This is a genomic window from Streptomyces sp. NPDC049541, assembly GCF_044465725.1.
In the GTDB taxonomy this organism is placed as follows: domain Bacteria; phylum Actinomycetota; class Actinomycetes; order Streptomycetales; family Streptomycetaceae; genus Streptomyces.
In genome coordinates this window covers 1-23,277 of the sequence record NZ_JBITLY010000019.1, presented here as the reverse complement: position 1 = coordinate 23,277, position 23,277 = coordinate 1, and the positions used below count along the sequence as shown (strand labels likewise).

The 23,277-nt window shown below is 72.1% G+C and carries 22 protein-coding genes and 1 pseudogene; 6 read left to right on the top strand and 17 right to left on the bottom strand.

What is annotated here, in order from left to right; genetic code table 11:
• Nucleotides 1–114: 114 nt before the first annotated feature.
• The gene (locus tag ACIBW9_RS40675; protein WP_398963331.1) at nucleotides 115–807 is read left to right on the top strand and encodes a DUF4097 family beta strand repeat-containing protein; all 693 of its coding nucleotides are present in this window, start codon (nucleotides 115–117) and stop codon (nucleotides 805–807) included.
• Nucleotides 808–1,180: 373 nt separating this feature from the next.
• A complete protein-coding gene (locus ACIBW9_RS40670; protein WP_398963328.1) occupies nucleotides 1,181–1,972 on the top strand; it encodes an LmbU family transcriptional regulator in 792 nt (263 codons plus the stop codon).
• Nucleotides 1,973–2,000: 28 nt separating this feature from the next.
• Here the strand turns inward: ACIBW9_RS40670 and ACIBW9_RS40665 are convergent, their stop codons facing one another.
• Complete coding sequence (locus ACIBW9_RS40665; protein WP_398963326.1) at nucleotides 2,001–2,645, bottom strand: FMN-binding negative transcriptional regulator; 645 nt, start codon at nucleotides 2,643–2,645, stop codon at nucleotides 2,001–2,003.
• A 298-nt stretch (nucleotides 2,646–2,943) separates the two neighbouring features.
• On the opposite strand from ACIBW9_RS40665, the gene ACIBW9_RS40660 reads away from it, so the two are divergent.
• Nucleotides 2,944–4,290: a lysine N(6)-hydroxylase/L-ornithine N(5)-oxygenase family protein gene (locus ACIBW9_RS40660; RefSeq protein WP_398963324.1), complete on the top strand. Its 1,347-nt coding sequence runs from the start codon at nucleotides 2,944–2,946 to the stop codon at nucleotides 4,288–4,290.
• An 87-nt stretch (nucleotides 4,291–4,377) separates the two neighbouring features.
• Here ACIBW9_RS40660 and ACIBW9_RS40655 read toward each other — a convergent pair whose 3' ends face one another.
• Complete coding sequence (locus ACIBW9_RS40655; RefSeq protein WP_398963321.1) at nucleotides 4,378–4,614, bottom strand: MbtH family protein; 237 nt, start codon at nucleotides 4,612–4,614, stop codon at nucleotides 4,378–4,380.
• Nucleotides 4,615–4,866: 252 nt separating this feature from the next.
• Here ACIBW9_RS40655 and ACIBW9_RS40650 point away from each other — a divergent pair, with 252 nt between their 5' ends.
• Both ACIBW9_RS40650 and ACIBW9_RS40645 read left to right on the top strand, forming a co-directional pair.
• Nucleotides 4,867–5,184 carry a hypothetical protein gene (locus ACIBW9_RS40650; protein ID WP_398963318.1) on the top strand — a complete coding sequence of 106 codons (318 nt, stop codon included), beginning with the start codon at nucleotides 4,867–4,869 and terminating at the stop codon, nucleotides 5,182–5,184.
• A gap of 67 nt (nucleotides 5,185–5,251) precedes the next feature.
• Nucleotides 5,252–5,758 carry a hypothetical protein gene (locus tag ACIBW9_RS40645; protein WP_398963315.1) on the top strand — a complete coding sequence of 169 codons (507 nt, stop codon included), beginning with the start codon at nucleotides 5,252–5,254 and terminating at the stop codon, nucleotides 5,756–5,758.
• 92 nt (nucleotides 5,759–5,850) lie between these two features.
• Here the strand turns inward: ACIBW9_RS40645 and ddaH are convergent, their stop codons facing one another.
• Together ddaH and ACIBW9_RS40635 are read right to left on the bottom strand one after the other, a co-directional pair.
• Entirely contained in the window at nucleotides 5,851–6,699 is an 849-nt protein-coding gene (gene ddaH, locus ACIBW9_RS40640; RefSeq protein ID WP_398963312.1) for a dimethylargininase, read from the bottom strand.
• Nucleotides 6,700–6,932: 233 nt separating this feature from the next.
• Entirely contained in the window at nucleotides 6,933–7,394 is a 462-nt protein-coding gene (locus tag ACIBW9_RS40635) for a nuclear transport factor 2 family protein (protein ID WP_398963309.1), read from the bottom strand.
• 248 nt (nucleotides 7,395–7,642) lie between these two features.
• On the opposite strand from ACIBW9_RS40635, the gene ACIBW9_RS40630 reads away from it, so the two are divergent.
• Nucleotides 7,643–9,886: an MMPL family transporter gene (locus tag ACIBW9_RS40630; protein WP_398963307.1), complete on the top strand. Its 2,244-nt coding sequence runs from the start codon at nucleotides 7,643–7,645 to the stop codon at nucleotides 9,884–9,886.
• A 283-nt stretch (nucleotides 9,887–10,169) separates the two neighbouring features.
• Here the strand turns inward: ACIBW9_RS40630 and ACIBW9_RS40625 are convergent, their stop codons facing one another.
• From ACIBW9_RS40625 to ACIBW9_RS40565, 13 genes and pseudogenes are all read right to left on the bottom strand, one after another.
• Entirely contained in the window at nucleotides 10,170–11,438 is a 1,269-nt protein-coding gene (locus tag ACIBW9_RS40625; RefSeq protein WP_398963304.1) for an MFS transporter, read from the bottom strand.
• A gap of 34 nt (nucleotides 11,439–11,472) precedes the next feature.
• Nucleotides 11,473–12,762, bottom strand: coding sequence for a M16 family metallopeptidase (locus ACIBW9_RS40620; protein WP_398963301.1), 1,290 nt, complete (start codon nucleotides 12,760–12,762; stop codon nucleotides 11,473–11,475).
• Nucleotides 12,759–14,069, bottom strand: a complete 1,311-nt coding sequence (locus ACIBW9_RS40615) for a M16 family metallopeptidase (RefSeq protein ID WP_398963299.1) — start codon at nucleotides 14,067–14,069, stop codon at nucleotides 12,759–12,761. The genes ACIBW9_RS40620 and ACIBW9_RS40615 overlap by 4 nt, the downstream gene beginning before the upstream one ends.
• Complete coding sequence (locus tag ACIBW9_RS40610) at nucleotides 14,066–14,608, bottom strand: GNAT family N-acetyltransferase (RefSeq protein ID WP_398963296.1); 543 nt, start codon at nucleotides 14,606–14,608, stop codon at nucleotides 14,066–14,068. The genes ACIBW9_RS40615 and ACIBW9_RS40610 overlap by 4 nt, the downstream gene beginning before the upstream one ends.
• Complete coding sequence (locus tag ACIBW9_RS40605) at nucleotides 14,605–15,525, bottom strand: aminoglycoside N(3)-acetyltransferase (protein WP_398963294.1); 921 nt, start codon at nucleotides 15,523–15,525, stop codon at nucleotides 14,605–14,607. The genes ACIBW9_RS40610 and ACIBW9_RS40605 overlap by 4 nt, the downstream gene beginning before the upstream one ends.
• Nucleotides 15,522–17,468: a prolyl oligopeptidase family serine peptidase gene (locus tag ACIBW9_RS40600; RefSeq protein ID WP_398963291.1), complete on the bottom strand. Its 1,947-nt coding sequence runs from the start codon at nucleotides 17,466–17,468 to the stop codon at nucleotides 15,522–15,524. Before ACIBW9_RS40600 ends, ACIBW9_RS40605 begins: the two co-directional genes overlap by 4 nt.
• Nucleotides 17,465–18,739, bottom strand: a complete 1,275-nt coding sequence (locus tag ACIBW9_RS40595; protein ID WP_398963288.1) for a TfuA-like protein — start codon at nucleotides 18,737–18,739, stop codon at nucleotides 17,465–17,467. The genes ACIBW9_RS40600 and ACIBW9_RS40595 overlap by 4 nt, the downstream gene beginning before the upstream one ends.
• The gene (locus ACIBW9_RS40590) at nucleotides 18,736–19,929 is read right to left on the bottom strand and encodes a YcaO-like family protein (protein WP_398963286.1); all 1,194 of its coding nucleotides are present in this window, start codon (nucleotides 19,927–19,929) and stop codon (nucleotides 18,736–18,738) included. Before ACIBW9_RS40590 ends, ACIBW9_RS40595 begins: the two co-directional genes overlap by 4 nt.
• Complete coding sequence (locus ACIBW9_RS40585; RefSeq protein ID WP_398963283.1) at nucleotides 19,926–20,864, bottom strand: JmjC domain-containing protein; 939 nt, start codon at nucleotides 20,862–20,864, stop codon at nucleotides 19,926–19,928. The genes ACIBW9_RS40590 and ACIBW9_RS40585 overlap by 4 nt, the downstream gene beginning before the upstream one ends.
• Nucleotides 20,864–21,730: a JmjC domain-containing protein gene (locus ACIBW9_RS40580; RefSeq protein ID WP_398963279.1), complete on the bottom strand. Its 867-nt coding sequence runs from the start codon at nucleotides 21,728–21,730 to the stop codon at nucleotides 20,864–20,866. The genes ACIBW9_RS40585 and ACIBW9_RS40580 overlap by 1 nt, the downstream gene beginning before the upstream one ends.
• A 73-nt stretch (nucleotides 21,731–21,803) precedes the next feature.
• Entirely contained in the window at nucleotides 21,804–21,980 is a 177-nt protein-coding gene (locus ACIBW9_RS40575) for a hypothetical protein (RefSeq protein ID WP_398963276.1), read from the bottom strand.
• Nucleotides 21,981–22,176: 196 nt separating this feature from the next.
• Complete coding sequence (locus tag ACIBW9_RS40570) at nucleotides 22,177–22,848, bottom strand: DUF4097 family beta strand repeat-containing protein (protein WP_398963273.1); 672 nt, start codon at nucleotides 22,846–22,848, stop codon at nucleotides 22,177–22,179.
• 184 nt (nucleotides 22,849–23,032) lie between these two features.
• Nucleotides 23,033–23,277 (bottom strand): annotated as a pseudogene (locus ACIBW9_RS40565) (2-oxoacid:ferredoxin oxidoreductase subunit beta); the annotation flags it as partial.

Below are 23,277 nucleotides of genomic sequence, written 5' to 3'. Positions count from 1 at the left end.
TTTCTCGGCTTCTACCTGCAACAATCGTGATTGCGCGCAACGAACACGTTGCTGGAATCATGAATGCAACGTAGCGTTTCCGTCATCAGAAACAGCGAGCCGAAGGAACGCGCCATGCAGAAGAACCTGAGCACCCCGCAGAAGTTCGACACCCCCGCCCCCGTCTCCGCCGTCCTCGACATCCCCGCCGGACGCCTCCAGTTCATCGCCGCCGACCGGGCCGACACCACGGTCGAGGTACGGCCCGCCAACCCCGGCAAGAGCCGCGACATCAAGGCCGCCGGGGAGATCACGGTCTTCTACAGCGACGGAGTCCTGCGCATCCAGGCCCCGGAGGCGAACGACCGGTTCCTCGGAAGCTCCGGGTCCGTCGAGATCACCGTCCAGCTGCCCGCCGGCTCCCGGATCGAGGCGAAGACCGCCGGCGCCGAGTTCCGCGGCGTCGGACGGCTCGGCGACGTCGCCTTCGAGGGCGGCTACCGCTCGGTCAAGCTCGACGAGGCCGCAAGCGCCCGCATCACCGCCCACGACAGCGACATCACGGTCGGCCGCCTGAGCGGCCCCGCGCAGATCAGCACCCAGCGGGGCAACATCCGGATCACCGAGGCCCACGGCGGCACCGTCGCACTGGACACCCAGTACGGCGACATCTCGGTCGGCGCCGCCCGCGGCGTCTCCGCCACCCTCGACGCCGGCACCACCTACGGCCGGGTCCACAACGCGCTCAACAACACCGCAGGCGCCGCCGCCGGCCTGAACATCCGCGCCACCACCGCCTACGGCGCCATCACCGCCAGCAGCCTCTGAGAGCCTGGGTCACGTCCCCGGCCGGGCGCGCGACGCCTGGCACGCACTCCCCCACCGCCTCATAGGCGTGGGGGACCCCCAGCCGCGGTGCCGAAACGCCCTGGTGGCTCCTGCCCGTCGAGGGCGCTGCGGCGCCTTGCGATCGCACGCTCCCCCATGACGCCGCGCGCCGATCCGACCGGGGTTCCGACACAGGCTCTGACCACTGCCGTGCTCGGTGGCCCCGACGGCCGTACGGTGTCCCGTCGGCGGGACACCCCACGCCATGCCACCAAGACGTTCGACGCGCAACCGTTCGAGTGCCGCTCCGGCCCTGCTCCACCCCGCGCTGCGAGGCTTCTCGCCGGTTATGTGGACCCTTCTTGGAGGCATGATGACGCGTCAGGCCGGTCAGTCCGCGAGGTCGAACGGCGGCCCGGCAACCGCCCTCCCGCAGCACCCGCCGCGCACCGTGGGGACCGCGCCGCGCCGGGGCCAGGTGCTGACGACCAGGGTGGGCCTGCAGATGCCGGCCATGATGGCCTACGACGAGTGGGAGCGGGCCGGGCGCCAGCTCGCCGACGTCGTCGACTCGTCCGCCTGGTGGCTGGCCGACTGGCTCGTGTACGGCAAGGACCACTACACCGACCGGTACCAGCGGGGGATACGCGCCGCCGGGCTGTCGTACCAGACCCTGCGCAACTACGCCTGGGTCTCACGGCGTTTCGACCTCACCCGGCGCCGGCCCGCCCTGAGCTTCCAGCACCACGCCGAGCTGGCTTCCATGCCGGTCGAGGAACAGGAACTCTGGCTCGACCGCGCCGAGCAGCGTCAGTGGACCACCAAGCAGTTGCGCGGCGCCATCCGCGCCGCGCGCCAGAGCGAGCAGCAGCCGCGCACTCCCGCCGAGCCGAACCGCCACCTTCAGGTCCCCGGCAGCCGTTTTCAGTGGTGGCACAAGGCCGCGGAGCAACTCGGCGTCGACTTCGAGCAGTGGGTGACGACCACGCTGGACAGCGCGGCCGCGAGCGCTCTGAAGGACCTCGGCACGCCGACGCAGCGCGCGGAGGTGCCCGGGCTGGGGCGCGTCAAGGTGCTGGCCGCGTCGGCCGCGGGCGTCCCCGAGGAGCACACGCGGCCCGAGGGCCTCGCCGAGCGGATCCGGCCGGCGGCCATCAGCGCCTGAAGTACGCGGAGCCGAGGCCCGCGGCCCGTCACGGCAGCCGGTTCATCAGCCCGGCGACCTCGCGCTTGTACGTGCACCCGTGCTGCCCGAACGACTCCCGTACCCGCTCGCGCACCTCGCCCGGCTGCTCCTGGCTGAGCTTGAACATGCCCTCGGCCCCGGTCACAGTGAGCCGGAAGGCCCCCACGTCGGGCACGATCTTGCGGAAGTAGTCGAGCGACTCGGTCATGTCCCAGCCGTTGCCGAACGCCCCTTCGTAGGCGCGCACGGTGGACTGCACCACGCCGAGCGTCTCCTCGATCGTGTCGATCTTCTCCACCACGCCCCGGACGTGCACCGCGGTGAAGTTCCAGGTCGGGGCGGCCGGGGTCACCTCGTACACGGTGGGCGACACATAGGAGTGCGGGCCGGTGAACGTCAGCAGCAGGACGCTGCCGTTCTCCAGCGCCGTCCAGTGCGGATTGTTCCGGTTCATGTGCCCGAGCAGCGTGGCTCCCGGCAGCTCGCCGGACCAGTCGCCGGACGTCTCGGGGTCGAAGATGACCGGCAGGTGCGTGGCATAGGGACCGTCCTCGGGGCTGCCATTGGTCGCCGCCAGCGCCAACGGGTTCCCACGGATCAGGTCGACAATCCATGAACTGTCCGGTTCCCGATAAAATCTAGGCACGAACATCCGGATTCACCTTTCGGCAATTGGATCGGGGCATGGCTCTGGCTCAGGGCAGATTGATGCATTACTCCGGACACACACGCCATGGGCCGCGCCAAGCGGAAATCTTGAGAATCCGCGCCGACCCTACCGCCCGTCCCGTCGACGGGACAACGCCTTCGGGTGCCGAGCACCCGATGAGTCCGTCGAACAGTCTTCGTGCCGTCCTCGAGTTGCCTTTTAGACACTCTCCGGAGAACACTGCAAGACGGTCTCTCGAGCCACCGGTCAAGTTTTCCAGACGCAAGCGGGAGAATTTTCTATGGACATAGCGGGTAGGCCCAGCCAAGAGATCTACGACGTGGTCGGTATCGGGTTCGGCCCGTCCAACATGTCGCTCGCGATCGCCCTGGAGGAGCACGAGGCGAGCTCTCCGCAGCATCCGATCACGTCGCGCTTCTTCGAGCGGCAGCCCGCGTTCGGCTGGCACCGGAACATGCTGCTGCCGTCGACGACCATGCAGATCTCGTTCCTCAAGGACCTCGTGACCTTCAGGAATCCGATGTCCCGGTACAGCTTCATCTCGTTTCTGCACGCCTCGGACCGGCTGGTGCAGTTCGTGAACAACCAGGACTTCTTCCCGACCCGGCAGGAATTCCACCAGTACCTCGAGTGGGCGGCAGCCGACCTGAGCGACCGGGTCACCTACGGCGCCGAGGTCACCTCGATCCGGCCCCGCACCGAGGCCGGTGCCGTGACACCCGGCCTCCTCGAGATCGAGGTGCGCGGCAGCGACGGTGCCACCAGCGTCGTCACCGCACGCAACGTGGCCATCTCGACGGGCCTGGTGCCGCGCCTGCCCGAGGGCATGACGGCCGGCAAACGGCTGTGGCACAGCTCCGAGTTCCTGAGCAGGTTCAACGCACAGGACCCGGGCGACCTGCGGAGCGTGGCGGTGGTCGGCGCCGGCCAGAGCGCGGCCGAGATCACCCGGTTCCTCTACGACTCGCTGCCGCACGCCCAGGTCTCCGCGATCATGCCGTCCTACGGCTACTCCATCGCCGACGACACCCCGTTCGCCAACCAGGTGTTCGACCCGAGCGCCGTCGACGAGTACTACTTCGGTACCGAGCGGGCACGGGACTCGTTCTGGCGCTATCACCGCAACACCAACTACTCGGTGGTCGACGCGGACGTCATCCGGGCGCTGTACCAGCGCTCGTACGACGAGCAGGTGCGCGGCAGCCAGCGGCTGCACTTCCGCAACCTCACCCGGGTCGCCGACGTCGAACAGACCAGTGACGCGGCGCAGGTGGTCCTGCACTCGCTGCTCGACGACCGGACGACGGAACTGGCCGTCGACGCAATCGTGTTCGCCACCGGCTACGACGGCGTGGACCCGGCCCGCCTGCTCGGCGACTTCGACCGGCACTTCGAGCGCGACGAGAAGGGCAGGCACCGGGTGACGCGCGACTATCGCCTCGTCAGCGCATCGGGGCTGGCCTGTGGCGTCTATCTCCAGGGCGGCACCGAGCACACCCACGGCCTGACGTCCGCCCTGCTGTCGAACATCGCGATGCGCAGCGGCGAGATCGCCGACTCGATCGTGCTGCGGCGCACCCAGCAGGAGCTGGGCAGGACCGTGGAGACCGCGCGCTCGGCCGCCTGAGACGGCACGCATGGGGGTGGGCCCCGGCGCTGCAGCGACAGCACCGGGGCCCACCCCCATGGCAATACCGGGCGGTGCCCGGTCACCTCACGCGGCGTCGGCGCCGGCCGTACCGGCGTCCATCGCGTCCCGCAGGCTCTGCGGCCGCAGGTCGGTCCAGTGCTCCTCCACGTATGCGAGGCACTTGTCGCGGCTCTCCTCGCCGAACACGACGCGCCAGCCGACGGGAACCTCGGAGAACGAGGGCCACAGCGAATGCTGCTGCTCGTCGTTCACCAGAACGTAGAACCGGCCGTCGGCTTCGTCGAACGGGTTGCTGCTCATCATTCCACTCCAATTCAAGCCGTCCACGATTCACTTTCGAGCGGAGAGTGAATCATCATCCCTCGGTGGGGCGGACCCAATTGGACAGTAATAGAAGCAGCCGCCATTCCGTGCGAGTTGACGGGAATCGATGTTCCGTCGGCCCGCGTCCGCGCGCGATGATTACGGCGCAGCCACAGCCCGGGCCGGCAGGTATTCACCTTTCCAAGAGCCCGCATCACAGCCAAGTGTTCTCCTGCCGTGCTCAAGCGCATGTCCACCGGTCATCGGGCCCGGCCCACGGCCGGAATCCCCCCGCAGAAGGAGTCGTGCCCATGGGCGCCGTCATCGTGCACCCGGCCCTGGAGGGGGCCCGGTCCGTCGGCGACGCGGCAGTACGCGGGCCGGCCGCACGGTGGCGAGGTCGTCCCGCGGCTCACGGCCGGCGAACTGGAGAAGCTCCGGCCGGAGTTGAGCGACGGCATGGTCCCCAAGATGACCGGCTGCGTGCATGCCGAGCAGATGTTCACCGACGACGGGTTCGGCACGGTGATCGTGCCGGCCCCGGACGAGCCGGAGGCCCTGCGGTGAACGAACAGCGGCAACGGCACCCCGGCATCCGAACGACGACTTTCCAGCGAAGGCGAGGGCAGTACCCGTGACACACACCCCCTGGGCTTCTCCCCCGCCCGACGGCAGCTTCCCGCGGCCGGCGGCCCTCGGCCACGAACCGGCCCTCGCGGCCGGGACGGACGGGAACGCGGCCCGCGGGCTCGGCCGCCGGCTCGCCGCATCGCTCTCGCCCGTGCCGACGTACCGGGAGCCCGGCGCGGACCGACCGGCCGGCGATCCCGATTCCGGCGACCCCAGATCCCGGCAGGCGCCCCGAGATGATCCGCCCGACGCTCTCATCCGCCTGCGGTTCGCCGACGCGATCGCGCTCGCACGGGCCGGCGCCGCCTTCCAGGCGGGATCGGGCCCGGGCTTCGGCGACGCGTGGAGCGACCCCGTGACGCTCACCCTCCAGATCCCCGGCGACGCCGGCATCGAGACCCTGCGGGCCGTACTCGCCGTCCTCGACGCGGCGGCGGTCACGGCCGAGTCGCTCACCGTGCACACCCACGAACTCGACGACGTCTTCGCCGCGTTCACCGCCCTGCCCTGAGCGTCGCTCAGGGGCGGTACCGCCGTGGCCGCGGTGTCCCGGAGCACCGGTCGACGGCGGCCGCGGGGCGCCGCGTCACGACGGCCCGCGCGTCACGACAGCGCGAGGGTGCAGCACTTGACGCTGCCGCCCGCCTTGAGCAGCTCCCCCAGGCTCACCCCGATCGGGTTGAAGCCCCGCTCCTTCAGCTGCGCGACGAGACCGGTGGCCGCCTGGGGCAGCAGCACGTTGAGCCCGTCGGAGAAGGCGTTGAGGCCGAAGACCGCGGCGTCCTGATCCGAGGCGAGGACCGCGTCCGGGAACATCTCGTGCAGCACCGCCTGGCTGCCCGCGCTGAAGGCCGCCGGGTAGTACATGACCTCGTCCGGGGAGAGCACCGAGAGCGCCGTGTCCAGGTGGTAGAACTTCGGGTTGACCAGGGTCAGGCCCGTCACCGGGATGCCGAAGAACTCCTGGGCCTCCGCGTGCGAGCGGGGGTCGGTCCGAAAGCCGGTGCCGGCCAGCATCCGGCGTCCCACGCGCAGGTAGTCGCCCTCGCCCTCGTTGATGTGCTCCGGCCACAGCAGCTCCTGGAAGCCGTTGCGCGCGAACCAGTCGAGATAGGCCGGCCCCTCCGCGGTCCGCTCCCGGTGCCGGAACCGGGCGCCGAGCACCTTGCCGTCCACCACGGTGGCGCCGTTGGCGGCGAACACCATGTCCGGCAGGCCCTCGACCGGCTCGACCAGCTCGACCGTGTGCCCGAGCGAGACATACAGCTCCCGCAGCTGCTCCCACTGGAGCAGGGCCGTCTGGGCGTCCGTCGGCTTGTCCGGGTTCATCCACGGGTTGATGCTGTACGTCACGTCGAAGTGGAGCGGGCGGCACATCAGCAGACGGTGCGCGACCGCCTTCCGTGCCGCCCGGGGTGCCCGTTCGTCGACTGCGGAGCCGTTCAGAGCCATGGGCGGGTTCCTCCTCGTGTTCCTCGTGAGACAGCTGCGTGCTCGGCGCTGCGGGGGTGTGCGGCGCCGGCCACCGACCCCTACGTCGACGCGCCCGCCCGCGTTCGTGACGGCGGGCGGGCGCGGACAGGGAGGGGATGTGCACGGCCCACCGTAGGCAACGGACGCTGCCAAGTCCCTTGCCTTGTACGGAACTTCGAACTCAATTACAGCGGTGTTCCATCTCGTGCCGCCTAGGCCAGGTCGTCGCGGGTGACCCGGCGGTGCGCGGTGCGCCACCCGCCGTGGGTGCGGACCAGGACGTCCTCCATGACGTACACGTACAGGACCCTGGCACTGTCACCGCTCGGCGCGAGGCACACCAGGGCCGAGCAACGAGTGTGCAGCGACCCGTCGGCCTGGGGATGTACGTCGAGCATGCCGACCCAGTGATCGAGGCGGCTGCCGGCCCGCCGCTGCCGTGCCGCGCCGGCGCGCACGTAGTGGGCGAGCCCGTCGCGCACACGCAACGGCTCGGACCAGAAGGGCAGTTCGAAGACGGCGTCCTCGGTGCAGGTGTCCGCCCAGCGCTCGGTGTCGTGCGCGTCCAGGATCTGCATCTGGTGCGCGTAGAACTGCTGGACCTGCGCGTACAGGGCGGCGAAATTCTGGCTCTGGGGCGGGCGTTCGGCGGTTCCCACCAGCTCGACGGTCATGATCTCGGCCTCCGCCTCCAAGGAATCCGAACTCGGTCCGGACAGTCTCCGAGGCTCGGCTCGAGCTTCTTTCAAATACGCCTCAAGCGCTCCCGGCCACGCTGTACACCGCGGGGTCACGACTGCCGCGACCCCACAGACCTCGCGAACCTGCAGGCCGCCCCCGCCCCCTGGACACGTGACCGGCGACCGGTCCCGGCAGCACCACCACCCCTCACAATCCGCTCAAGAGCAGGAGTCCGTACGCCATGGCCACCTTCCTCTCATCAGTGGGCCGATTCGCCTTCCGGCGACGCGGCCTGGTGACTCTGCTATGGCTCGCCGCCCTCGTCGGAATCGGCGTCGCCGCCTCGTCCGCTCCCACGCCGCCGGCCGACACGTTCTCCATGCCGGGCACCGAGTCCCAGAAGGCCTTCGACCTGCTCAAGGAGAAGTTCCCGGCGGCGAACGCGAGCGGCGCCACCGCCCGCGTGGTGCTCCGCGCCCCGCAGGGCCACAAGCTCACAGACCCGGAGGAGAAGGCCAAGGTCGGGGACCTGGTGGCCCGGCTCGGCAAGGCACCCGAAGTGGTCGCCGTGTCCGACCCCTTCAAGACGAACGCCGTCAACAAGGACGGCACCACCGCCTACTCGGTCGCCACCTACAAGGTCGCCGCCACCGAACTGGACGACAAGGCGCACAACGCCCTCACCGAAACCCTCGACCAGTCCCGCAAGGACGGCCTGACCGTCGAGGCCGGCGGTGACGCGGTCAAACTGGAGGCGGCGGGCGGCGGCGCCGAGGGCATCGGCATTCTGGTCTCCGCTCTCGTCCTGGTCCTCACCTTCGGCTCGATGATCGCCGCGGGCATGCCCCTGCTGACCGCGCTCATCGGCGTCGGTATCGGCACCTCCGCGATCACCGCGCTCGGCTCCACGCTGGGCCTGTCGAGCACCACCACCACGCTGGCGATGATGATCGGCCTCGCGGTCGGCATCGACTACGCCCTGTTCGTCATCTCCCGCTACCGCTCCGAGCTGTCCGAGGGCCGCGAGCGCCAGGACGCCGCCGCACGCGCCGTCGGCACCGCCGGCACTGCCGTCGTCTTCGCCGGCCTCACCGTGATCATCGCCCTGGCGGGCCTCGCCGTGGTCAACGTGCCGATGCTCACCAAGATGGGCCTCGCCGCGGCCGGAACGGTCGCCATCGCGGTCCTCGTCGCTGTCACCCTCGTTCCCGCCCTCCTCGGCTTCGCACCGATCAAGGTCATGCCCCGCGCCGAGCGCAAGCGGTTCTACGGCAAGCCGCTGAGCGAACGTCAGCAGCGCAAGGCGGACAAGCGGGCCGCACGTCAGAAGCCGAACATCGGCACCCGCTGGGGCACGTTCGTCGTCCGGCGGCCCCTGGCCGTCCTGGTCGTCGGTGTCGTGGGCCTCGGCGCCCTCGCCATCCCCGCGGCCAGCCTGCAGCTCGGTCTGCCGAGCGAGGGCACGTACGCGAAGGACACCACCCAGCGCAAGGCGTACGACATGCTGTCCGCCTCCTTCGGAGCCGGCTTCAACGGCCCGCTGACCATCACGGTCCAGGGCAAGGACACGGCCGCCGCGGCGGGCAAGGTCGGCGAGCAGCTCGTCAAGGTGAAGAACGTCGCGACGGTGAGCTCCGCGTCCGTCAACCCCAAGGGCGACACGGCGATCATCACGGTCGTACCGAAGACCGGCCCGATGGACGACGCCACCGAGGAGCTGGTGAAGACCATCCGCGGCATGAAGGACGACTTCCGGTCCTCCGACAACGCCACGGTCCTGGTCAGCGGCCAGACCGCCCTCTACATCGACTTCTCCAAGACTCTCGACGACGCGCTCCTGCCCTACCTGGGGCTGGTCGTGGGCCTCGCCTTCCTCCTGCTGATGCTGGTCTTCCGCTCCGTCCTCGTCCCGCTCAAGGCGGCCCTGGGCTTCCTGCTCTCGGTCGGCGCGGCGCTCGGCGCGGTCGTCGCGGTCTTCCAGTGGGGCTGGCTCGCCGAGGTCTTCGGCATCCACCAGACGGGCCAGGTCATGAGCACGCTGCCGATCTTCATGATCGGTGTGGTCTTCGGTCTCGCGATGGACTACGAGGTCTTCCTCGTCGCCCGGATGCGCGAGGCGTACGTCCACGGGGCGAGCCCCTCCGATGCCGTGGTCACCGGCTTCCGCTACGGCGGACGAGTCGTCACCGCCGCCGCGATCATCATGACCAGCGTCTTCTCCAGCTTCATCCTGGACACGAACGACTTCGTGAAGATGATCGGCTTCAGCCTCGCCACCGCCGTCCTCTTCGACGCCTTCGTGGTCCGCATGGCCCTGGTCCCGGCCCTGTTCGCCCTGCTCGGCAGGTCCGCCTGGTGGCTGCCGGGCTGGCTGGACCGGCTGCTGCCGAACATGGACGTGGAGGGCGAGAAACTCAACCGCCTCCCGGCCGCCGCCCCGATCCCCGGCGCCCGCCACGAGCACGAGCCCGAGTACATCGGCTGACCGCCGCCCCTGACCCCGGGCCGTGATCCCCCGTCCGGCCCGGCAGGCGGCCACCGCCGGCCCGGTGCCTCACAGCACCGGGCCGGCGGTGGCAGGGCCTCGAAGCAAGCGAAGGCTGGGCGCCCTGGTGGTGTGTCCCTTCCCCGGTACGACGGACCGGGGAAGGGAGACGGCCGGGGCGCCCAGCCATTGGCGTGACGTCGGCTGAGCTGTGGGGGTTGTGCCGTCCACGGCCTCGACCGGGGTCTCCTCACCGCGCGACGAGGGCGCATGCGGGACCCGGTCAGGCAGTTGTCCGGGACTGAGGTGCGGGCTCGGGGTGCGCTGTCGGCTCAGGGCGTTCAGCCGGCAGGTTGCGGCGGGCCCGGTCGACCGACGGGCCGATCGCCGCCGTGCCGGCCAGGAAGAAGGCTGCCAGGACCAGCCAGCCCAGGGAGTCATGGCCGACGACCAGGAAGGCGACCAGGGCAGGGCCGAGGGTGGCCTGGACGACCATGTGCAGATGGAAGGCGCCGAGGTATTCGCCGCGTGCCTGCTCGGGGGCCAGACCGAAGCCGAGACCGAAGCCGCTGGCCGACTGCCACAGTTCGGCGAGGGTGAACAGCAGGACCGCGGCGAGCGCGATCGCACCGGTGCCCCAGGATCCGGTGAACCGTCCTGCTGCCAGGGCGGCGCAGGCCAGCACGCTCACCAGTCCCGCCCTGCGGGCGGCGCCGACGGCGCCGTCCAGGTTCTCCGAGCCGCGGGCCGCGGCCACCTGGAAGAGAACCACCAGGACCGTGTTGACGGCGAGGATCAACGGGACGACGCCGTGCGGCAGATGGGTGTTCCTGACGATCCACAGCGGTATTCCGGCGAGCAGTACGGCGCTGTGCAGGGCGAGCAGGCTGGAGGAGCCGATGACGCTGAGGAAGGGCAGGTCGCGCAGGACGCGGAAGGGTTTGCCGCCGTCGGCGGCGGCCCGTGCGTCGGTCGCGGGCAGCTTCAGCACCCAAGCGGCCGCCGCCAGGAAGGTCAGGCCGTTACCGAGCGGCAGCAGGCTGAGGGTGTCCTTGCCCAGGGAGATCAGCGCGCCCGCCGCCAGCGCGCCGACCGAGAAGCCGGCGTTGAACAGGGAGCGCAGCGCCGCCCGCGCGGTGACGCGTTCGCCGTCCGGGACCAGTTCGGCGATCAGGGCACCGAAGGCCGGTCCGCAGCCGTATTCCAGGGCGCCGATCAGGACGACCACCGGGAAGTAGGCGGTGGGCGAGTGGACGGCCGGGTAGAGGGCGTAGGCACCGGCCAGGAGGAGCAGCAGGACGGCGAGCAGGCGCCGGGCGCCCGCCTTGTCGGTCAGCCGGCCGAAGACGAGGCTGGCGACGAAGCCGCTGAGGCCGGCGAGGGAGAGGCCGAGGCCGACGACGGTCGCGGACAGGCCGGCCACGGTGACGAAGTAGACCGCGGAGCCGGCCATGAACAAGCCGTTGCCGAGGCTGTCGACGAAGTGCAGCGCGCCGAGCGTCCTGGCCGGCCCGCGCAGTGACGAGAACGTGCGCTGGATGAACGTTTTCACAAGAGTGGATCCCATCGTCGTCGGTCCGGGTCTGTCAGCCCTCGGGTGCGGTCGGCGGCAGCCCGGGGAGCCAGGTGGGGGCGACCACCACTCCGGTCAGGCCGGGCGGGGCCAGGTGGGTCGCGGCGGCGCGGGCCACGTCGGCCGCGGTCAGGGCGCGCAGCCGGTCCTCGTAGCCGGCCGGCCAGCTTGCGGGCAGGCCGCTCGCCAGCACCGCGGCGTATGTCGAGGCCAGTCCGGACCGGGAGGAGCAGGCCATCGCCATGGAACCGACGGCGTAGTTCTGGGCGCTGCGCAGTTCCTGTGCGCTGAAGCTCCCGGCCGCCAGGCGTTCCGCCTCCTGGTTGACGAGGGTGAGGGCGCGGGTGGCACCGTCGTGCCGTACGTCGGCCTCCACGGTCAGCACGGCGTGGGGGCCCAGCGGGTCCAGGACCGCGCGCGGCGCGTAGGCGAGGCCCTCGCGTTCACGCAGGACGCGGGTGAGGCGGCTGGCGTAGTAGCCGCCGAGCATGAGCACGGCCAGCTGCAGTGCCGGGTAGTCGTCGTGGCCCCGGCCGGGTACCAGGCCGCCCAGGCGGAGCAGGGTCTGCGGGGTGGCGGGATGGAGCACGGTGGTACGGGGGCTCGGCGCGGGCGCCGGCGGGTCGGCCTCCTCACCTGGTGCGCCGCTCGCCCGGGGCAGCAGTCCGGCCGCCTGGACCAGGAGCTCCTCGACCGGGCTCGGGCCGACGGTGACGCTGTGACGGCGGGCGGGTCCCGCGCTGTGCAGCAGGGCCGCGATGTGCGGGCCGGTGACGTCGGCCGCCTGGGCGGCGGTCGCTGCCCCGCCGTAGGGGTGGGGGCCGTAGACCGCGGCGAGGAAGCCGGTGCGGGCGAGGAGGGTGGGCGCGGGTTCCGCGGCGGTCAGCCGCCGGGCGACGCGGTCGGCCGCCTCGCGCACCCGGCGGGCCTCGTGCGCCCGGCCGGCGTCGAGGCAGTCGCGGATCCGGGCGCAGGTGGCGGCGAAGTCGTCGGCGAAGGTGCGTACGGCGACGACGGCCCGGTCGCTGCGCGCCTCCACCCGTACGGTCGCGAGGTCCGCGGCGGCCTCGGTGAGGGCGTCGCGCAGTGCTTCGGCGGTCACCTCGACCCGGGTCTGGTGCGGGCCGGGCACCGGAGTCAGCGGGAACAGCAGCCTGGCTTCGGTCAGTTCACCTGTTCCGGCCCGCCGCACGGCGACGGCGGTACCGCGGCCGGTGACCTGTTCGCGGGGTACGGGGGCGGCGAAGCGGGGGGCGGGCGCGGGCTGCGCGGGGGCGGGCCGGGGTGTGACGGGGGCGGTCATGCTGCGGCTCCTGTCCGGGCGGGGGCGGCCGCGGTCGCGGAGGGCGTTGTCAGGGCCGGGAGGCTGGTGAGGCGGGCGGCGGGGGCCGCCGCGTAGCGGGCGGCGACGGCGGCCACCTCGGTGTCGGGGAGCAGGTGCAGGGCGCCCGGCAGGCCGGCCAGGTGGAGCGGGTCGTCGTGGAGGGCGGCTCCGACGCACAGCCAGGACGCCTGGCTCGCCACGGAGTCCAGCTCCGCGTGCAGCGCGAGGGCGAGCTGTCTGCGGATACGGGCCAGGGGTTCGGTGAGCCGTACGGTGCCGTCCGCGACGGTGCCGAGGACGGAGCGCAGGCACTGTTCGGCCTCGTCGGGATCGGTGTCCACGGGGTGGGGGAAGTCCACGGCGAACAGCGCGTCGCGGGCGACGTCGAAGGGGTTGCCGGTGCGGTGGGCGCGGGCCCGGAACGCACCCCAGGTGCGCCGGGTGCCCGGGTGGCAGGCGCAGTCGGTGCCCAGGGTGTCCAGCAGTTCGCCGAGCAGGACGGTGGCGAGGTGGGCGCCGGGATCGGTGGCCGGGTCCACGGTGCGGAAGCCGAGCGCGGTGCGCGCGGTGCGCGCGATCCGTTCGGCGCGCAGGGCCCGGCGGGGGGCGGTGAGCGGGGCCTCCTGGACCTGGGGGTGCGGCCGGCCGGTGCGTGCGGGCACCGGGGACAGGCGGTGCTCCACCAGGTCGCGGGCGTGGTCGGGGTCGAAGTCGCCGACGAGGGCGAGGTGCACGTTGCCGGGTGCGTAGGACTCCTCGAAGAAGCGTTCCAGTTCGGCGGGGCCGAGGTCTTCCAGGGCCTCGATGTCGCCGTATCCGTTGTGCCGGTTCTCCCAGGTGTCGTGCAGCAGGGCGGGCAGGTCGAACAGGACCAGCCCGCCGTGCGGACGTTGCAGCATGTTGCGGCGTATCTCGGCCTGGACGACGGCGATCTGCGCGGCGACGTGGCCGGCTCCGAGGTCGGGGTCGGTGAGCCGGTCGTGTTCGATGCGCAGTCCCAGGTCCAGTGCGCCGGCCGGGAGGATGGCGGTGTACTGGGTGTAGTCGGCCGCGGTGCGCGCGTTGGTGATGCCGCCGGTGGCGGCCACGGCGTCGGTGAGCGGTCTGCTGCTGGAGGCGCCCTGGGCCAGGACGTGCTCGAGCAGGTGGGCGGCGCCCGCGACCGGCTCGTTACGGAATCCGGTGCCGACGTGCAGGCAGGTGGCGACGACCTGGCAGCCGGGCAGCGGTTGCAGGAGGACGCGCACGCCGTTCTCAAGGCGCAGGGTGGTCGGCTGCGAGGTCATCGGGGCTCCTCGTCCCACAGGGGTGTGTCGGTGCGCAGCACCGAGTACAGGACCTGGTCGTGCCAGCGGCCGGCGCGCCACTGGGCGGAGCGCAGGGTGCCCTCGCGGCTGAAGCCGGCCTTCTCCAGGGCTCGTTGCTCGCCGAGGTTGGCGTGGTCGGTGAAGGCCTGGACGCGTTCCGCCCGGGTGTGGGCGAAGAGGTAGCGGACCAGGTGGCGTTGGGCGGCGGTACCGGTGCCGCGGCCGCGGGCGGCGGGGAACAGGCCGATGGCGATGGTCCAGCAGGAGGAGGTGTGGGGGCGTCCCCAGGTGGAGGCGAACCACTCGACGCGGCCCACGGCGGCGCCCGCCACGGTGACGGTGAGCACGCCGCCGTCGCTGCCGAGCAACCCGTCCTCGGCGAAGCGGGCGCGCAACCGGTGGGTGGAGGTGAACCCGAACCACTGGAAGGGGCCCGTTCCCTCCTCGGTGGTGAACTCCCGCTCGAAGAGATCGAGGTCGCCGGGGGTGACGGGTCGCAGGGACACTTCGCTGGTCATGGGGTCTGCTCCTTGGCCGCCGAATCGGAATGCGCCGCGCCGAGTTGTCCGGCGGGCAGCGGGGACTCAGCATCCACCACGTCCCGCCAGCCGGGCGGGGGCACCGCCCGGCTCAGGTCGCGGTGGTCGGCCAGCCGGCGGCAGGCGAAACGCACCAGGGGCCGCAGCGGTACGGCCCTGCAGAGCGCGCCGCCGACGCGCGCGGTGGCGAGCGGGCCGCCCGCGGCTTCGTAGGCGGCGCCGATGCCGTCGAAGTCGCCTTCCCACACGAGGAGTTCGGGCACCTCGAGCCAGCGGGTGCGGCCGTGCCCGTCCGGTTCGGGCACCGCCCAGAGGCCGGCGCGCCGGCCCGGGTAGGCGGTGGCGTACTCGGCGAGGTGGAGGGCGGTGCACTTCTCCCAGGGCGCGCCGAGCAGCAGCACGGTGGCGTCGAGGTCCCACAGCCGCCCGAGCGGGCCGTGGGCGGCGAGCCGCCAGGCTGCGGGGTGGTCGCGCACGATGCCGTCGGCGAGGGGGCCCTGGGCGGCGAAGGAGACGTGCGGGTGGCTGGAGCGGCGGGTGCCGGGCTGGGTTCTGAGCAGTTCGGGCAGCACGCCCATGGTGCGGGCGACGGGGGTGCGCCGCGGGTCGAAGGGGGGCATCTGGGCCGCGGTGTCCGGGTCGGCGGCGGCGCGGGCGAGGTCGGGTGCGCGCCAGGTGTGCGGATGGCACAGCTGCGGGGTGAAGGCGGGCATGACGAGGGTGCCCTGGGGGCCGAGGGTGTCGCGCAGGGCGAGCAGGACGCTGTGGGCGCCGCCGACGACGTAGCCGAAGGAACTGAGCGAGGTGTGAGCGATGACGGTGGCGCCGGGGCGGATGCCGAGGCCGGTGAGGCCCTCGGCCAGCGCGGATCTGGTGACGACATGACGGCCCGTCATGAGCTTGCCCCCGCAGGGGAGTCGGTGACTGCCGGGGCGAGTTCGTCGGCGGCCGCCGACAGGACCCAGCGGTACCAGGCGCGGATGTTCCCGGGCCGGCTGAGGGGGTGTGCCTCGGAGCGGAAGAACGCCACCTCGCTGCGGACGCCCTGGCGGGCGAGCGCGCGGTGGGTGCGCAGGGCCTCCGTGGGCGGTACGAGACCGTCGTGCAGCCCGTGCGAGAGCAGCACCCGGGTGCCGGGCCGTACGGCGCGCGGGGCCAGGCTGTTGAGCTGGTAGAGCGGGCGCCACTCGGTGGGGTCTCCGAACTCGCGTATCCACTGCCAGCCCACGTCGCTGCCCTCGGCGACCTGGGTGAGGTCGAGAGGGGCGGCGTGTGCGACGACCAGGTCGGGGTTGAGTGAGTCGGCCGTGGTCAGCGCGAGGTAGCCGCCGAAGCTGCCGCCCATGAGGGCCAGGGGGGAGTCCAGCAGGCCTTCCGCGGCGCGGACCGCCTCGACCTGGGCGGCTGCGCTGGCGGCGATTCCGCCGCGCCACTGGCGCCAGCCGGTGCGGACGGCGTCGGGATAGCCGAGGCTCAGCGGGGGTTCGACGAGGACGACGGCGAAGCCGCAGGCGACGAACGGCCACGGGTTCCACCGCCAGGACCAGTCGCTCCAGCTCTGGAACGGACCGCCGTGGTAGAAGACGACGGTGCCGTGGGGCGGGCCCTGGTCGGGCAGGCACACCCAGCTGGCGACGTCGCCGTCCAGGCCGGGGATCCGCTGCGGCCGGTACTGGAGCCGGCCCGGCAGCGCCGGCGCCTCGGCGGACACGACGTGTTCGCCGGTGCCGGTGTGCAGACCGGTGACCTCCACAGCGGGCGGCATGTCGGGGGCGGAGGTCAGGACGGCGGCCCGGCCGGCGTGGATCCGGGCGTTCATCACCGACGCCCGGGCGGGCACCGGCCGCCAGGTGGTGTGGTCCAGGTCGTGGACGTACAGGCTGCGGCGGGGCCCGGACTCGGCGGTGCACACCAGTCGGCGCGGCCCGTCCCAGCCGACCGGGCGCTGCCACAGGCCGTCCTCGGCGGCCAGCAGGACGGGCTGGTGGAGCTCCTCACCGACGAGGCAGGCGTACTGGGCGATGGGCTCGTTGTCGTGGCGTGGTGTGGTGCCGAGGTAGGCGACCTGCCCGTCGGGGCCCTGCACGGGGTAGCAGAGGTCGACGGTGTCGGAGAACAGTTCGCGGGTCGCGTCGCCTGCGTCGACGGCCAGGGAGAGCAGTCCGAAGTTGCGTACTCCGTGCCGGTGGTGGCGGTGGGCACCGAGGAGCAGCGTGGCCGACGTGGGCCAGGCCGCCTCGCCGGTGAGCGCGAGGTCCGCGGGGATGTCGGGGGTGAGCCGGCGCGGGGCGGTGCCGTCCAGCGGTACGAGGTGGACCTGCCACTCGCCCTGCGGCTGTTTGGCGTGGCTGAGCGTCATGTCGGAGCCCGCGGCCCAGACGGCGTCGGAGCCCGCCAGCAGGCCCTCGGGGTGCTCTCCCGGACCGCCGAAGGTGCTGGTGGTCACCGCGATCCAGCCGCCGCCCGGCCGGGGGGCGAGGACGCCGACCCGTCCCTGGGTGGTCAGCAGGACCTGTTCGGGTCCGCCGTCGGCGGGCCGCAGTTCCACCAGGGTGCGCCCGCCCGCGCGGCGGACACACACGTATCCGCCCGGCACGGGCAGCGCCTGGGTGCCCCAGGGCACCGTCCAGGTGGGTTCCCAGGTGCCGTCGGGGTGGCGCCGGTAGTGGACCAGGTGCTGCTGTTCGGCACCCTGCCGGGTGGGGACGTCGACGCGCAGCAGCAGTCCGTCGTCGCCGTAGGCGGCCACTTCGGTGGGCCGCGGCTCCGCACACAGCGCCTCGGCCAGGGACATGCCCTGCGTGAGCAGACCGGCGGCCGGTGCGGTGGTGGGGCTCATCGGGCCGCCGGCGCGTGCAGGAGCCGCGAGATCAGGGCGAGGTCGAATGCGCCGGCCAGCCGGGCGGCCTCGGCGGTGTCACGGAAGCCGCGTTCCAGCGCGCACAGCCGGTGACCGTGGTCCGAATCGGCCTGCCACAACTGCCGCAGCAGGGCGTGCCGGTGTGCGGTCGGGGCGGCCTGCGCGGAGGACGGCAGCAGCAGCCTCAGGCACCGCTCCTCCACTTCGTCCAGGGTGGTGCCGGCGACGGCTTCGGCGGGCAGGTCCTGGTAGACGAGCCGGCCGGGCGGCAGGCGGAAGGTGCGGGCGAGCAGCCGTTCGTCCGCGCTCCAGCCGGCGGTGGCCTCGGTGGGCCGGGCCAGGTGGGCGTCGGGGCGGGAGGCGGGGGCGAACCCGGCCGCGCTGAGGATCGCTCCGGCAGAGCCGGTGCGGCCGGTGGTGGCCGCGGCCAGGCGCAGGGCGTAGGCGCGGTGCCGCTCGGGGAAGTCCGCGGCGAACAACTGCAGGCAGGCCAGGGCGAGTCGGGCGCTGACGGCGGAGCCCGGCTTGAGCGGCCGGTGCTCGAAGTCCCATTCCCTGCCGTAGGAGCTGGGCCAGGCCTCGGCGGTGCCGGGGCCGGGGGCAGGCTGTGGGACGGGGCGGGAGGCCAGGGTGTCCAGGGCGTGGCGGGCGTCGCGGGTCTTGATGTCGCCGTGCCGGCCCAGGTGGTCCAGCAGCAGTTGCATGGCATCGCGGTCGGGGCCGGCAGCGTGGCGCAGGCCCGCGGCGGAGCGTTCGGTGAAGTGCAGTCGGCCGGCGGCCTGTTCGAGGCGGGCTGCCTGACCGGTGTCCAGCCGCCGTGCCTGCAGCAGTTCGGCCAGTCCCTGCCGGACGGACACCATCGCCTCGGTCAACCGGCGGGCGCCCTCGCTGTCGTCGGTGTGGAGTACGGCGACGTCCGCGTCGGCGGCCAACCGGCCGGCGCGGGCCTCGGCGTACACCTGGCCGAGGCCCTGCATGCCGAAGTCGGCCAGCTCGGCGGCGCGCAGCGCGCCCAGGCTGGCGGTGCCGGCGACGTGCACGCCGCGGGCGAGCTGGGCGAGGATCTCCTTGTGCCGGATGGGTGCGAAGTGCTGGTAGACGCCGTCCACGATCAGTACCTGGTCGCCGGGGCACAGGCACAGGTCGAAGAGGTCACCGTGCTTCACGGGCGGCCGGTATTCGAAGGGGCCCGCGGGCCGCTGCCGTTCGGGCAGGGTGGGGCCGACGAAGGCGATGCGACGGGGTGTCACACGAAGCTCCTGCTGGCGAGGGACTGCGGGCGGGGGTGCTGGAGTGCGAGCCCGAGCCCCGGCGCGAAGACCTGGACGACGGCGGGCCACGGCTGCCGGCCGGGGGTGAGGTCGACGGCGATCACGGGCCGGCCGGTGGTGCGGTGCACGGCGGTGACGAGGCCGTCCAGCACCTCGCCGAGCGATGCTGCCGGCCGGGTCCCGGAGGGCATCGGTTCGGTGCGCCGCGGTGTGGGACGGGGCCGGTCGGCGGGGGCGCCCAGGCGGCGGAAGGTCCACTCGGGGATGTCGTCGCGTCCGCCGCTGATGGTGGAGCCCCGGCTCTGTACGGCCTCCAGCAGGGCCCGTTCGGCGGCGATCGCGGGGTCGGTGTGACAGCCGGACCCGGCGAAGATCTGCCACATCTCGGGCTGGGTGAGCCAGCAGGTGTACGCCCAGGTGCCCGGCACGGACGGGATGCGTTCCAGGGCGACATCGGCTCCGGCGGCGCGGATCCGGGCGACCACCGCGCCGAGCCGGTCCCCTACGGTGTCCAGGTCGGTGGCCACCGCGTCGCCCTCGCGCAGCCGGGCGAGGGCGTCTCGTTCGACGGCCTCCAGCAGTCCGTGGAGTGCGGCCTCGACGTGGTCGTTGCCCGAGGCCAGGCCGTTGGTGGTGGTGACGAAGGTGGCCGGCTGCCAGCGGTCGGCGGCCCAGCCGCGCAGGCCGACGGCGGCCGACGGGACGAGGGCCGGCGCGCCGGAGGCCAGGTCCCAGCCGCCGGTCCAGTCGAGCACGGTGCGGTCGTCGACCAGCGAGACGGGGTGCAGGGACAGTTCGTCGACCCGGTAGCCCGGGGCCAGCACGCCGGCGGTGTCGCGGGCGGTGACGGCGGGCCGGGTCTGCTCGGCGGCGGCGACTTCAAGGGATTCCATGACCGCCGAGATCCGGGCGGCGGTGTGCGAGAGGCCCTTGCCGGCGCTGGCGACCAGGGTGGCGGCGGCGGGCCGGATCGCCGTCCACACCGGGACGTCGAGGATGTCGAGGCCGGTGAGGTCGGCGACCCGGGTGATACCGCGGGCGGGAAGCTCCGGAGCGAGCCGGGCCCAGGTGTCCGCGAGGCCGGTGGTGCGCAGGGTTCCCTCGGTGACGGCTGCGGGCCCCCCGCCGCTCATCCAGGGCGCGCGGCGGGACACCCGCAGCCCTGTCACCGGTGCTCCCTGCGAAGGGTGACGGCGGCCTGGGTCACGGAGTGCTCGTCGGTGCCGGCAAGGTGGGCGAGCAGGGCCTCGCGCAGCAGTTCGGTGCGCTGCCGGAGGGAGTGCCGGTGGTGGCTGTCGTGCAGGGTCTTGAAGGCGGAGCTGCCGAGAAAGCCGGCGAGGAACACCTCGGCGAGGTTCTGCGCGGTGGGCTCCTCGATGGTGATGGCGATGTGGATGGAGTTGCCCTCGCGTGCGGTGGCGTAGTGCGGTGTGCCGTGCGGCATGTACAGCACATCGCCGGGGCGCAGGGTCAGCTCCATGCGGCGGTCGTCCGGGATCACGCCTTCGTGCAGGGTGGAGTCGCTGGTGGAGGTGGAGTCGATGCGGCCCACCACCCAGTCCTTGACGCCGGCGACCTGCAGGATGAAGACGTGTGCACCGTCCATATGGGCCTGCATCGCCGTCTTGCCGGGCGGGCTGAGGAAGACGAAGGACTCCAGTCCGCCGCTGAAGTACGGCTCCAGGGCCTTGACGAGCGTGCGGATGCGCGGGTGCCAGTGCTCGGCCTGGTTGAACTTGAAGGTGGCGCCGGCCGCGAAGTCCTCACGGATCCGCTCGGGCTCGATGTAGCCGGGCAGTTCGTGGCCCACGACCCGGCGCTTGCGGGTCATGTCGCTGATCGCGGTGCGCACGCCCTCGTTGAAGACGGTGAAGTACGGCCGGGACAGCAGGCCGCACTCGACCTCGTCCCACATCTCCTGCTCGGTGATGAGCCGGGTGAGGTCGCTGTGCGCGCGCAGCAGGACGGGCTGGTTCGCCCAGTGGTCGCGGAAGAAGGCGTCGGTGTCGCCGACCAGGTGCTCCAGCCGGGTGGGCATCCCGTCGTGCCCGGCGTGCTCCGCCGCCGGGGCGGCCTCGCGGATCTCGGTGGTCGTGGTGGTCATCAGCCGATCGCCTCACGCATCGTCTCAAGCGCCGTACCCGCCCAGCGGGCGCCGTCCAGCGTCTTCGCCTGTTCGGTCAGAGCCGAGCGGACCTCGCTGGTGCGCTCCGGAAGCGGGCGGGTGTGGAAGTGGTGGACGAGGTTGTGCTCGTCTTCCAGGAACCGCCGCAGGAGCGCGTCGACCAGATCCTCCGGGGTCGGCTCGGTGAGCGTGAACGTCAGGTGGACGGAGTCGCCGCCGCGGGCGACCGCGTCGTGCGGCCAGCCGTGCGGCAGATACAGCACGTCGCCCGGTTCGAGGGTGAAGACATGCGTGGGCCTAGCGGCGTCCACGTCCAGGCCCGCCGAGGCGCCGATCTGGTCGGGCTCGGCGTACAGGTGCCACTCCTTGCGGCCTTCGAGCTGGATGACGAGCACATGGGCGGCGTCCCGGTGGGGGAGCATGCCGCGCGACTCCTCGGGCGTCCAGAAGACGTAGGAGTTGACGGCCACGGGCAGCATCTCCTCCAGCTGCCGCGCGATGTCGCGGGTGGGCCGGTGCCAGTCGCCCACCTGGTTGAGCTTGAGGGAGGCGCCGCCCGCCATGTGGCGGCCGACGGCCCGAGAGTCCGCGAATCCGGCGACCTTGTGCCCGATCACGTCCCGCTTGGTCGTGTACGAGGACACCGTGGGCACCTCACCGTGCTTGAGCAGGGTGAAGTAGGGCCATTTGAGGAGACTGGCGTCGAGCAGCCGCCGGATGGCGTCCGACGTGAGCAGCGCCGCGGGGTCGACGGCCTGCTTCTCGACGCGGTGCGAGACGCCCCAGGCGGCGTCCCCGAGGAGTCTGCCGGTCAGGGCGGCGGGCAGAGGAGTGGCTGCGGTCATGCGGATGCCAACCTTTCCGGTGCGTGGCGCCCGGGAGCGGAGCGCTCCCGGGCAGCCCTCTGGTGGTTGCTTCTCAGGCCTCGTTGATCTGGCTGAGGACCGTCATGGGGGCGTCCGCGGCTTCCTCGTTGTTGTTGAGGACGGCGGCCTTCTCGGGGTCGATGAGACCCTCGCCCGCGAGGCGGGTCTCGGTCGGAGAGGCGACGGCGTCGGTCTCGTTCAGGGACTGGAACACATCGCGCAGGGCCATGCGAAACCTCCTTATGGACCACTGCCGTTCAGTGGCCGTTCCTGAAGAACACATGAGCGGACTTGGAGCGCGCCTGCGCGGTCCTCGTTCCCGGCTCGAACGCACGGCCGCACACGGACGGGGCGGCGTACACCGACGGGGTGTCGGGGTACGCCGCCCTCGGTGGTGCGAGGCCGACAGGGAGCGGGGTGCTCCTTCAGAGGCTGCGGGCGGTGACGTCGCCGTAGGAGGTGGTGGCGTGGATGTCGAGGCCGGCGTTGCCGCCGTCGCTGTTGTTGAGCGCGTTGTGGACGCGGCCGTAGGTGGTGCCTGCGTCCAGGGAGGCGGAGACTCCGGGGGCGGCGCCGACCGTGATGTCGCCGTGCTCGGTGCGCAGGGTGACCTTGCCCTTCACGGCTTCGGTGATGTGGAGGGCGCCCTTCTGGGTGCTGATCTCGGCGGGGCCGCCGAGGCGGCCGACGGAGATGTCGCCGTTCTGGAGGGTGAGGTGGGCGCCGGCGGTCTCGTCGAGCTCGACCGTGGCCTGCGCGCCCTCGAAGGTGACGTCGCCGAGCCGTCCGACGCTCCGGAGCTCGGCGAGGGCCGCCTTCGCCTCGACGTGGGAGCCGGCGGGCAGTTGGACGGTCACCTCGACGGACCCGGAGTCGCCGAGCATCCGGTTCTTGGCCTCCGGGGCCTCGATCCGCAGGAGGCCGTCACCGAAGGCGACCGTGATCTGCTCCGCCGCCTTCACGTCGCGGCTCTTGGCGGGATCCTGGGGCTGGACCTCGACGGTGGTGTCGGCCCGGTCCGCGGCGACGAACCGGATGCGTCCCGCGGAGATGTGCAGGACGGCCGAGATGGGGGCGGGGGTGTCGAACTTCTGCATCGTGCACTCCTTGGATCTGCTGTTTCCGATGAAGGAAACGCTACGTTGCGTTCATGAAGTCCGCAACATGCCTGTTGCGCATAGCCGCCATAACAGCAGGTAGATGGCGAGAATTCGTTGCAACAGCTTTGAACCTAATGCAACAATCCGCACTCCACTCATTGCAATGACCAGAGAGTGAACGCTATCGGTGCACCGTCCAGGTGTCGCCGCCGGCCAGCAGTGCGGCCAGGTCGCCCTTGCCGTTCTGTTCGATCGCGGTGTCCAGTTGGTCGGTCATCTGGGTGTCGTAGACCGGCCGGTCGACGTTGCGGAAGACACCGATGGGGGTGTTGTGCAGGGTGTCCGGGTCGGCGAGCCGGGACAGGGCGAAGGCGGTGGTCGGGGACTCGGCGTGGGCGTCGTGGACCAGAATCCGGGACTCGTTCT

Bases quoted from the DNA above. Each gene is read 5' to 3' on its own strand.
- ACIBW9_RS40650 (WP_398963318.1), top strand. From the start codon at position 4,867: ATGTCCACCGGTCATCGGGCCCGGCCCACGGCCGGAATCCCCCCGCAG.
- ACIBW9_RS40675 (WP_398963331.1), top strand. From the start codon at position 115: ATGCAGAAGAACCTGAGCACCCCGCAGAAGTTCGACACCCCCGCCCCC.
- ACIBW9_RS40630 (WP_398963307.1), top strand. From the start codon at position 7,643: ATGGCCACCTTCCTCTCATCAGTGGGCCGATTCGCCTTCCGGCGACGC.
- ACIBW9_RS40620 (WP_398963301.1), bottom strand. From the start codon at position 12,762: ATGACCGCCCCCGTCACACCCCGGCCCGCCCCCGCGCAGCCCGCGCCC.
- ACIBW9_RS40670 (WP_398963328.1), top strand. From the start codon at position 1,181: ATGACGCGTCAGGCCGGTCAGTCCGCGAGGTCGAACGGCGGCCCGGCA.
- ACIBW9_RS40665 (WP_398963326.1), bottom strand. From the start codon at position 2,645: ATGTTCGTGCCTAGATTTTATCGGGAACCGGACAGTTCATGGATTGTC.
- ACIBW9_RS40635 (WP_398963309.1), bottom strand. From the start codon at position 7,394: ATGACCGTCGAGCTGGTGGGAACCGCCGAACGCCCGCCCCAGAGCCAG.
- ACIBW9_RS40605 (WP_398963294.1), bottom strand. From the start codon at position 15,525: ATGACGGGCCGTCATGTCGTCACCAGATCCGCGCTGGCCGAGGGCCTC.
- ACIBW9_RS40585 (WP_398963283.1), bottom strand. From the start codon at position 20,864: ATGACCACCACGACCACCGAGATCCGCGAGGCCGCCCCGGCGGCGGAG.
- ACIBW9_RS40660 (WP_398963324.1), top strand. From the start codon at position 2,944: ATGGACATAGCGGGTAGGCCCAGCCAAGAGATCTACGACGTGGTCGGT.
- ACIBW9_RS40610 (WP_398963296.1), bottom strand. From the start codon at position 14,608: ATGACCAGCGAAGTGTCCCTGCGACCCGTCACCCCCGGCGACCTCGAT.
- ACIBW9_RS40580 (WP_398963279.1), bottom strand. From the start codon at position 21,730: ATGACCGCAGCCACTCCTCTGCCCGCCGCCCTGACCGGCAGACTCCTC.
- ddaH (WP_398963312.1), bottom strand. From the start codon at position 6,699: ATGGCTCTGAACGGCTCCGCAGTCGACGAACGGGCACCCCGGGCGGCA.
- ACIBW9_RS40570 (WP_398963273.1), bottom strand. From the start codon at position 22,848: ATGCAGAAGTTCGACACCCCCGCCCCCATCTCGGCCGTCCTGCACATC.
- ACIBW9_RS40600 (WP_398963291.1), bottom strand. From the start codon at position 17,468: ATGAGCCCCACCACCGCACCGGCCGCCGGTCTGCTCACGCAGGGCATG.
- ACIBW9_RS40575 (WP_398963276.1), bottom strand. From the start codon at position 21,980: ATGGCCCTGCGCGATGTGTTCCAGTCCCTGAACGAGACCGACGCCGTC.
- ACIBW9_RS40655 (WP_398963321.1), bottom strand. From the start codon at position 4,614: ATGAGCAGCAACCCGTTCGACGAAGCCGACGGCCGGTTCTACGTTCTG.
- ACIBW9_RS40615 (WP_398963299.1), bottom strand. From the start codon at position 14,069: ATGACCTCGCAGCCGACCACCCTGCGCCTTGAGAACGGCGTGCGCGTC.